The sequence below is a fragment of the Halomonas sp. BC2 genome (assembly GCF_002078115.1).
GTDB lineage: Bacteria > Pseudomonadota > Gammaproteobacteria > Pseudomonadales > Halomonadaceae > Vreelandella > Vreelandella stevensii.
The window spans coordinates 61,641-70,324 of sequence record NZ_LFGT01000009.1; the positions used below are offsets into that span (position 1 = coordinate 61,641).

Sequence of the window (8,684 nt, forward strand, 5' to 3'; positions counted from 1 at the left end):
CGGGGAGGACGTCAAATGAATCCTGCGCTTTTGCAAATTCTGGATATTCCTGCAGATACCCAAATGGAGCAGTGGCTGACACAAATTCACGCGGATGACCGCAATGGGGCGCGTGATATGTGGGTGCATAGTCTCAAGACCGGCAGCGACTTCGTGCGCCAGCTGCGTTTTCTGCGCAGCGACGGCGAAACGCTGTGGCTGGATATTCACGCCCGAGTGGTGATGTTGACCCAAGGCGGCCACTCCTTGGGGTTGGTCGGTGTGGTGAAGGACATTACCGAGCGGCGCCAGCAAGAGGCGTTGCAGCGCTGGGAAGCCGAACATGACCCCTTGACCGGGCTGCTGAATCGACGTGGCTTCGAGCGCCGCCTGGAAGAGGCCTTCGCCGATTTTCAGAAAACCAGTACGCCTTCGGCACTGCTGCTGTTCGACCTGGACCACTTCAAGCCGATCAATGACGAAGGCGGCCATGCCTTGGGTGATGAGATGCTGCGCCGTATTGCTCAGGTGGTGGCCTGGGAGGTGCGCCGCAGCGACCACGTGGCCCGCCAGGGGGGCGATGAGTTTGGCGTGCTGTTGCCTAGCTGCACGCTGGGGCAAGCCAAGGTGATTGCCGATTCACTGCGCAAGGCGGTGAGCGAGGTGTCGGTGACCCATGAGGGCAAGGAATATACCGTTACCTTGAGTATTGGGGTGACGGTTTTCGATGAAAGCGATGACGCCGTGGAAGTCGCCCTGGCCCGTGCCGATGCCGCCAGCTATGACGTCAAGGGCCAAGGGCGCGATGGCGTCATGGTCAAGCTGACGGGGGAAAGTGACCCGATGGCGTTGTTCGTTTAAGGTAGTGCAAACCCTTCTGCCTGCCAGGTTTCCAGCCAGCCTGGTAGTGCGTCGGCGGGCATCGGGCGGGCAATACCGTAACCTTGCGCCAGATGGCAGCCCATGGCCAGCAAGGCTTGGGCATGCTCCATGGTCTCGACCCCTTCTGCCAGTACCGGCCGTGAGAATTTTCTGGCCATGAAGATGATGCTTTCCACGATGGCCTTGTCATCCTCACTTTCCAGCATGTCGCGCACGAAATCGCGGTCTACCTTGATCAACTGCACGGGCAGGCGACGGAAGTAGGCCAGCGAGGAGTAGCCGGTGCCGAAGTCGTCCAGGGCAATTTCGATGCCGAGCCGTTGGCACTCTTCCAGCACGTGCAGGGCGGCCTGCATGTCATCCAGCGTGGCCGATTCGAGTATCTCGATGGCGAGCAGCCGTGAGGGGACTTGCGGGTAGTACAGCAGCAGCTGTTCCAACTGCGGCAGAAAGCCGGGGTGCAGCAGGTGTTGCGGGCTGATGTTGACACTCACCTGCAGTTCGATGCCCATGGCCAGCCAGCTTTGCAGCTGCTTCAAGGCGGCTTCGATGACCCACTCCCCCAGATGAAACTCCAGCTCGCTGCCTTCCAGCAGCGGCAGAAACTCTGCCGGATTGCGCAGCCCGTGTTGCGGGTGGATCCAGCGAATCAGCGCCTCAGCCCCGACCACGGTGTGCGATTTGAGATCGACCTGGGGCTGATAGTAGAGACGAAATTCGTCATTGGCCAGGCCGTGCTGAATGGCGCTGCGCTCCTGCTGGCGCAGTTTGACCAGGTACTCCTGATCAGTGCTGTAGCGTACGCACTGGGCAACCCCTTGGGTCTTGGCCTGATAGAGTGCCTGATAGGCATGGCGAAACAGGGCGTCGGGGTCGACGTTGTCGTTGGGGTAGGTGGTCATACCGATACAGGCAGTGAGCTTCAACTTTTGCCCGTTGACGTGCAGCGGCTGCTGGATGGCGTGCTGGATGGTAGAGGGAGTCAGGCGCTGGGTTGGCCCCGCCAGCACAAATTCATCGCCACTGAGCCGTGCCGTGATGCCTTGGGCCTTGAAGGGGCTGACCAGGGCTTCCAGCCGTTTGGCTACCCGCCTGAGTATGCTATTGCCAGTGGCGTAGCCAAACAGGTCGTTAAGGCGTTTGAAGTCATCGATATTGAGCACTGAGATGGTCAGTGGCGCATGATGCTGCACCAGTGCTTCCAACTGCGTACGGGCTAGCCGCTGATTGGGCAGCTGGGTCAGCTCATCGATATTGGCAGCCTTGTAAAGCGCCTCTTCATGCAGCTTGGTGTCGGTAATGTCCGACTGGATGGCAATGAAGCCGCCGCCGGTTTGCTCATTGGCAGGCAGCGGGTTACAGCTGATATGTACCCAGTACGGGGTGCCATCCTTGCGGTAGTTGAGCAGCTCTTCTTCGAAGTGCTGGCGGTGGCGCAGGGCATGGGCAATGCGCAGTACCGTGGCGCGGTCGGTGGCTTTGCCCTGCACCAGTTGCCCCGGCTTCTTGCCGACCGCTTCTGCGAAGGTGTAGCCACTGAGCCGGGTAAAGCCATCGTTGATCCATTCGATGTTGCCGCGTGCATCGGTGATCACCACACCGTTGCTGGTATTCTTGGCCACCAGAGAGAGCCGTGCGATAGCCTGCTCCAGTGCCTGCTGGCGCAGTAGCTGTGTTTCGACCTTCTTGCGGGGGGTGACATCGAGCATGGTGCCGATGAGCTGCACCACTTGGCCATCCACGGCCAAGGGGTTGCCGGTGATTCTGACCCAGAGCGGCTCGCCCGAGGGGGTCTGCATCTCGAAGATGTCGTTGAAGGGCGTTCCGTGGGCAATGGCGGTGTCGATGGCTTCGACGAGCCGAGCGCGGTCAGCCGAGGTGTACGCCTGCATGCGCGCTTCGAAGGTGTTGGCTTGCCGAGCATTGGTTTGATAGAGCGCATCGACCACATCGTTCCAGTGGGTGGTTCGGGTGGCGACATCCATCTCCCAAAGGCCGATGGCGGCATTGCCAATGGCCTGGTAGGCGCGTTGGCTCAGGTAGTGCTCGAACTGCAGCATGGTGCTGCTGGCCAGTTGCTGTAGCAGCTCCCGCTGGGTAGGGCTCAGTTGGCGGGGCTTGTGGTCCATGACGCACAGCGTGCCGAGGATGTCGCCATTGTCGGCGACCAGCGGCATGCCAGCATAAAACACCACATGGGGCGCCTCGCTGACCATGGGCAACTTATGGAGCCGCGCATCCAGGCGTGCATCCGATACTTCGAACAGCTTGGGTTCGAGGATGGCTTCCCCGCATAATGAGAGCTGACGTAATGCCGTGGGGCTGTATGCGCCCACGCCACTTTTGACCCAGACGTGACTGGCATCCACCAGCGTGATCAAGGCTATGGGGGTTTCGCAGTAAGCAGCCGCTAGACGGGTGATGCGGTCAAACTCCTGGTCAGCCGAAAGATCCCCCAGTGTGTACCGCTTCAGGGTGAGAAGCCGCTGTGCTTCGTGTTCAGGGACGGCAGGCTGTACCATACGTAACGTATCCGTGATGCGCGTTTAGGGCTACTTTCCCTTATGCCGAGGTGCCTGTCTAGCCAGTCGACAAATCCTGGTCAACGGTAGAGTTTGACATCCTCCCCGCCCTCAGGACGGGGATTCCCACTTCTGGACGGCCATGCCCGACCGCAAGAATGTTCTTGGCCGCGTTCACATCGCGGTCGTGAGTGACACCACACTCACTGCAAGTCCACTCTCTTATTCTCAAGCCTGATCTACCCTTCGGACTACTGACGGAAATACAACCGCAGCTCGAACAGGCTTGGGTGGTGTACGACTCGTTGACCTCTTTAAAAACAATGCCTGCGCTATCGCATTTATATTCCAGCATTGTTTTCAGCATAGCCCAGCCAGCGTCCAGCACTGACTTGGCCATCTTGGTTTTGGCCAACGAGGATGATTTCACATTACCGACGTAGATTTCCCCCGCACGGTTCACCAATTGACGGCTGAACTTGTGCAAGGCGTCCTTGCGCCGATTGGCAATCTTGGCGTGAATGTTTTTGGTACGCTTTTTCTTTCCGGCGCGTTGTGCAACAGCCAGCTTATCTTCCATATCGCGGTAGAAACGACCGGCTTCCAGCCTTGTACCATCCGAGCAGGTGGCGGTATCTTTCAGACCAAGGTCGATACCGATCTTGTCTTGACCGGCTGGCGGGTCTACCTCAATTTCAACCACGACATTGAAGTACCAGCGCCCACGCGCATCCTCGTTGAAGGATGCAGAGCGGAGCTTGTACTGGCTCAGCCCGTAGCTGTCCCAGACTTTGAAGTAACTGCCGTTGTGGAATACTTGCCCGCTCTTCCATTTGGCCGCGCCGGTATTGACCGGAATCCAGCCGAGAGAACGACGAACGCCACGCGATTTGCGCCAGTTGAGACGAGCCTTCCTAAACTGCTTGCGGCGGGTGACATATTCGGCGGCGATGCACTGCAAGGTCTGGCTATGCAGACCAAGTTCCTTGCCCGCCCCTTTGGTATAGGGATGCAGGTCATACGCCGACAGAAACAGACCGCGCTCACGAATGGCACGAGATGAGAGTTCGTTCAGATAGTTCCAGCAAAAGTTCACACTGCGTGCCATGCGGTTAAGCTGGGCAATGTGCTTGTCTCTTACGCGAACTTTTAATGTCTTGGTCTGTTTCATGGCTTTGAGTATACTTGGCCTATGGACAAGATCAAGACTATCAGAACAGGAAGACACTGCGTTTTTGAAATGCACGCCCACTTGGTCTTCGTAACCAAATATCGTGGAAGAGTATTCAATGACGCACACCTTCAATCCCTTGAAACCCTGTTCAGGCAGGTGTGTCAGGATTTCGAGGCTGAGCTAAAGGAGTTCCATGGTGAAACGGATCATGTTCACTTACTGGTGAACTTTCCGCCCAAGGTGGCGGTTTCAAGGCTGGTGAACAGCCTGAAAGGGGTTTCGAGCAGGCGGATGAAGCTGCTGCACCCCGAATTAGTACAGACTTCATACAGAAAAAATGCGCTATGGAGTCCGAGCTACTTTGCGGGAAGCGTCGGCGGCGCGCCGCTGAGTGTCGTAAAGCAATATATTGAGCAGCAAACAAGACCGGAATAGGGGACGCTTCGCGTCCCACGCTATTCATCCTCGCACTAGAAGTACGAGGTTTTTCGCGTTAATTGATAAGACGTCGCTTATCCAACTGAGAGAGCTGCTGTGGATCTACTGGAACTGTTTACCCGCACGCTAGACGTGACGCTACCCGTGTTTGCCATGGTGTTCATCGGCATTGGCTTGAAACGCCTTGGCTGGATCGACAGTGCCTTTATCAGCACGGCCTCGACGCTGGTGTTCAAGGCGACGCTGCCGACGCTTATTTTTCTGAGTCTAGTCAAGGCCGACCTCAGTGTCGCGTTGGACATTCCGCTGCTGCTGTTCTTCGCCGTGGCCACCCTGGCGCAGTTCGCCCTGAGCTGGGGCTGGGCGCATCTACGTGTGCCCCAGGCTGACAGAGGGGTATACGTGCAGGGGGCCTTTCGCGGCAACTGCGGCGTGGTGGGACTGGCCTTGGCGGCGGGCATGTACGGCAACTACGGGCTTTCGGCGGGAAGCCTGCTGCTGGGCGTGGTGATCGTGATGTACAACGCGCTTTCCGTGGTGGCCCTGGCGGCGTACCAGCCCGGCCAATCCACCGATTGGCGCAGCCTGCTGGGGCATATCGTCAAGAACCCGCTGATTCTTTCCGTGTTCGCGGCGTTGCCGTTCACGGCGTTCTCGGTAGGGCTGCCGAGCTGGGTGATGACCTCGGGCAACTACTTTGCCTCGCTGACGCTGCCCCTGGCGCTGATCTGCATTGGCGCCACGCTTTCGGTGTCCAGCTTGCGTGAAGGTAGCCAAGTGGCCATGAGTGCCAGCCTGATGAAGATGGTCGCCTTGCCCGCCTTGTCAACGGTCGCGGCGTGGCTGTTGGGCTTTTCCGGCGCGCAACTGGGCCTGCTGTTCCTGTTCTTCGCCAGCCCCACCGCCGCCGCCAGCTTCGTGATGGTGAAGGCCATCAACGGCAACGTGGCCCTGGCCGCCAATATCATCGCCATCACCACCCTGATGGCCAGCATCACCGTGACCCTGGGCATTTTCGCCCTGCGCCTGGCGGGGTGGATTTAAAGCGCGACGGTTGGCCGAGGCAAGCCAACGCGCTATACTATGCGCCCCCTAAGTCCCTGTAGCTCAGTAGGATAGAGCAGCCGCCTCCTAAGCGGCAGGTCGCAGGTTCGACTCCTGCCAGGGACGCCATTGGGGGCTTCTTGGGAAGTCCTCACAATCCCAGAAGCAAAGCTAATGCGCGGAATACTCTAAGCTTGCATCCCTATTACAGGTTCCTCCCTACCTACCCCCTCACACCATCGGTAACTCAATCACGAACTCGCTGCCGCCGCCGGGGGCGTCCTGGTAGTGTACGTCGCCGCCTAGCTGGCGGCAGTTTTCTCGGGTGATGGCCAGGCCCAGGCCGGTGCCGGGGAGTTTGCGGGTGTCGCTGCTGTCGGCTTGCGAGAAGCGTTGAATGGCGTGACCCACCACTCTCCGAAATGCATTGGCACGCCATCAAGGGGCATGCCTGACCTCCCCATAGTGTAAATACAGGCGGTATCGCGGTATCTAGCGCAGATGTGAAAAATTGTGGAATGTAGGGGCCTGGCTCAGTGAGTGGCTCAATGAGAGGGGTAGTGGGCAAGGACTTTCTGTGCCGTGGCTTTCAGCTCGTCTTGCCATTCACGGGGGGCGAGCACTTTGATGTTGGCCCCCATGCCCATCAGCCACCAGAGCGTCTGCTGGTCGTTGGGGACGGTTACGTTCAGCCGATACCAGCCTTCCTGAGGCCCCGGGGTGATGCTTTGCTGTTCCGATAGCGGGGTTTCCTGCAGTAGCCAGGCCGCAGAAGGGCTGATCTCTGCTTCCAGTTCGATGTCTTCGATGCCTTGGCGGTAGCCAAAGGCGCCTTGCTGGATGTAATGGTCGATGTCGAAACCTTCTTGTGCTTGCCAGGCTCGGTCGCTCAGGGCAGCGTGCTTGACGCGGTGTAGCGCGAATTGCCTCAGGTCGTCAAAGCCGTCTACATGGGCCAGCAGATAGGTAACGCTGTGGCGGCTGACGATCCCTTGCGGGTGTAGCGTGAAGGCTTTTTCGGATTCGGCAGAGCGTGAGAGGTACTGCACGTCGATGGCTTTCTGTTCGAGCAGTGCTTGGGCAACCGTTTGCCAAGTGGCTTCATCGAGCGCGGCAGGCATCAGGGCCTTGCCATTGGGAATGGCGCGAACTCGCCGTGCCCAGTTGCTCAAACCGTTGGCGGCCAGCTGTTCGAGCAGTTGGCGGGCGTCGTTGAAATGGGGGTCGAGCTGGCTGATGACCACTGGCGGCAGCAGGCCCTTGAGGTACTCTTCAGCCAGCACCAGGGTGAGTGCGCCGGGTACGTCGAGGGCGGGCAATTGGCATTGGTAATCGCGGTCGAAATACCAGCGGTAGGGTTTTTGGCTGTCGTCGCAATCAATCGGAAATTGGCGGGAGAGCTTTTGGCCCAGGTCGCGTTGCAGGGCAGGGGGAAGTCCAGTGCCAGCAGCAGGGCGTTGACTTCATGGTCGCAGGCCAGGTGCCAGCGATGACGATGTGCTACCAGTGGGGCACTCAGGTGGCCGGCCATGCAGTGCCAGATGAGGTGTGCGTGTAAAAAACGTCGCGACTCGTTCGTCAAAGAAGCGCTATAGTCGGGAGAAAAATAGAGATGACGGCCATCGGTGCTGGCGGTATCGAACCGTTGGCTGATCAGTGGGCTAAGCGTCAGGCATTCGCTGAGCAGCGCCATCATTGGATGTGAGTCTGCCCATTCGAGACGGTCTTGCTCCCACTTTCGTTGCTCTTGTTGGGCTAGTTGCTGCTGTACTGCCGTTGGCGTCATAGGGTCCATTGCGCTGCCTCCTTGGTGTCGATGAAGGCAGCGTACTGGCAAGGTGCGACACTGCAGGTCGCACAGCTGACATTGCGTTGAGGAAAATGACATGAGATTAGGTTATTGGCCGCTGTGGGTAGCGGTAGGGATGACCGCACTGCTGGCGGGATGTGCCACGGCGGGGGGTGAGCAGGCGCCGAGCATGCAAGCGGCGGCGGCTGAACATTGTGAGGCACGGGGAGGCGAGCGTATCACCCGTGAAAGCCGTTTGGGGACGGGGCGTTATTGCCGCTTGCCAGATGGCCGGGTAGAGAATGAATGGCATCTTTACCGTACGGAACGGCTGGATAACTTCTAATCCTATTGGGTGGCTGATAGTGCACGTGGTCATGGCGATGCTTCTTTCTCGATGGCGTACCCTGGCGGGTGGCCTGCTCTGTGTGCCTTGCTGGCACTTTCTGGGCTGGTTCATGGCTACCAGGGCCCTTCTCCATTGGGGGAGTGGGAGTACCGTTGGGGGGACTCGCCATTGGGCAGCGAAGGGGAGCCACTCTGGTTATCGGAGCCGAGCCGCGATTGGCAGGCCATTGCCTTTCCATCGAACCCGCCCGAGCGCGAGGGGCGGCAATATGTCTGGTTCAGGACCGTACTGCCTGAGGGAAACTGGCATGATCCGGTGATCCACATCACCAGCATCAATCTGGTCGGGCAGGTGTTTTTGGGGGATGAGCTGATTTATGAGCACGGCGATATGCAGCAGCCGCGCTTCATTGGTTGGCCGTGGCATTTGATTCCGCTGCCCGACGATTTTGCGGGCCAGACCCTGTCAATACGCATCTATTCGGACTACACCAGCATTGGTTTATCG

Annotated in this window: 8 protein-coding genes, 1 tRNA gene and 2 pseudogenes; 6 read left to right on the forward strand and 5 right to left on the reverse strand. The window is 58.7% G+C overall.

The window, feature by feature from the left end:
* On the forward strand, positions 1-840 hold an 840-nt coding region (locus B7L71_RS06685; protein ID WP_139790073.1), incomplete at its 5' end, for a sensor domain-containing diguanylate cyclase.
* Here the strand turns inward: B7L71_RS06685 and B7L71_RS06690 are convergent.
* On the reverse strand, positions 837-3,383 hold the full coding sequence (locus B7L71_RS06690; RefSeq protein ID WP_081136847.1) for an EAL domain-containing protein: 2,547 nt from the start codon (positions 3,381-3,383) through the stop codon (positions 837-839). The genes B7L71_RS06685 and B7L71_RS06690 overlap by 4 nt on opposite strands.
* Positions 3,384-3,441: 58 nt before the next feature.
* Positions 3,442-4,554: an RNA-guided endonuclease InsQ/TnpB family protein gene (locus B7L71_RS17630; protein WP_081136848.1), complete on the reverse strand. Its 1,113-nt coding sequence runs from the start codon at positions 4,552-4,554 to the stop codon at positions 3,442-3,444.
* 21 nt (positions 4,555-4,575) lie between these two features.
* On the opposite strand from B7L71_RS17630, the gene tnpA reads away from it, so the two are divergent.
* The 3 genes from tnpA (at position 4,576) to B7L71_RS06710 (ending at position 6,168) form a co-directional block, all read left to right on the forward strand.
* The gene (tnpA, locus tag B7L71_RS06700) at positions 4,576-4,992 is read left to right on the forward strand and encodes an IS200/IS605 family transposase (RefSeq protein ID WP_081136850.1); all 417 of its coding nucleotides are present in this window, start codon (positions 4,576-4,578) and stop codon (positions 4,990-4,992) included.
* A gap of 99 nt (positions 4,993-5,091) precedes the next feature.
* The gene (locus B7L71_RS06705) at positions 5,092-6,039 is read left to right on the forward strand and encodes an AEC family transporter (protein WP_081136852.1); all 948 of its coding nucleotides are present in this window, start codon (positions 5,092-5,094) and stop codon (positions 6,037-6,039) included.
* A 52-nt stretch (positions 6,040-6,091) separates the two neighbouring features.
* Positions 6,092-6,168, forward strand: a tRNA-Arg gene (locus tag B7L71_RS06710).
* Between the two features lie 102 nt (positions 6,169-6,270).
* On the opposite strand, the gene B7L71_RS06715 is transcribed toward B7L71_RS06710, so the two are convergent.
* The 3 genes and pseudogenes from B7L71_RS06715 to B7L71_RS17985 all read right to left on the reverse strand — a co-directional run.
* Positions 6,271-6,450: an ATP-binding protein gene (locus tag B7L71_RS06715; RefSeq protein WP_249273191.1), complete on the reverse strand. Its 180-nt coding sequence runs from the start codon at positions 6,448-6,450 to the stop codon at positions 6,271-6,273.
* Between the two features lie 134 nt (positions 6,451-6,584).
* Positions 6,585-7,358: a helix-turn-helix transcriptional regulator gene (locus tag B7L71_RS06720; RefSeq protein ID WP_249273192.1), complete on the reverse strand. Its 774-nt coding sequence runs from the start codon at positions 7,356-7,358 to the stop codon at positions 6,585-6,587.
* A gap of 152 nt (positions 7,359-7,510) precedes the next feature.
* A pseudogene (locus tag B7L71_RS17985) lies at positions 7,511-7,927 on the reverse strand (DUF2201 family putative metallopeptidase); the annotation flags it as partial.
* On the opposite strand from B7L71_RS17985, the gene B7L71_RS06730 reads away from it, so the two are divergent.
* Together B7L71_RS06730 and B7L71_RS17300 are read left to right on the forward strand one after the other, a co-directional pair.
* Positions 7,926-8,174: a DUF333 domain-containing protein gene (locus tag B7L71_RS06730; protein ID WP_081136859.1), complete on the forward strand. Its 249-nt coding sequence runs from the start codon at positions 7,926-7,928 to the stop codon at positions 8,172-8,174. The pseudogene B7L71_RS17985 and the gene B7L71_RS06730 overlap by 2 nt on opposite strands.
* Before the next feature lie 171 nt (positions 8,175-8,345).
* Positions 8,346-8,684, forward strand: a pseudogene (locus tag B7L71_RS17300) (GGDEF domain-containing protein); the annotation flags it as partial.

Bases quoted from the DNA above. Each gene is read 5' to 3' on its own strand.
- B7L71_RS06690 (WP_081136847.1), bottom strand. From the start codon at position 3,383: ATGGTACAGCCTGCCGTCCCTGAACACGAAGCACAGCGGCTTCTCACC.
- B7L71_RS17630 (WP_081136848.1), bottom strand. From the start codon at position 4,554: ATGAAACAGACCAAGACATTAAAAGTTCGCGTAAGAGACAAGCACATT.
- tnpA (WP_081136850.1), top strand. From the start codon at position 4,576: ATGGACAAGATCAAGACTATCAGAACAGGAAGACACTGCGTTTTTGAA.
- B7L71_RS06730 (WP_081136859.1), top strand. From the start codon at position 7,926: ATGAGATTAGGTTATTGGCCGCTGTGGGTAGCGGTAGGGATGACCGCA.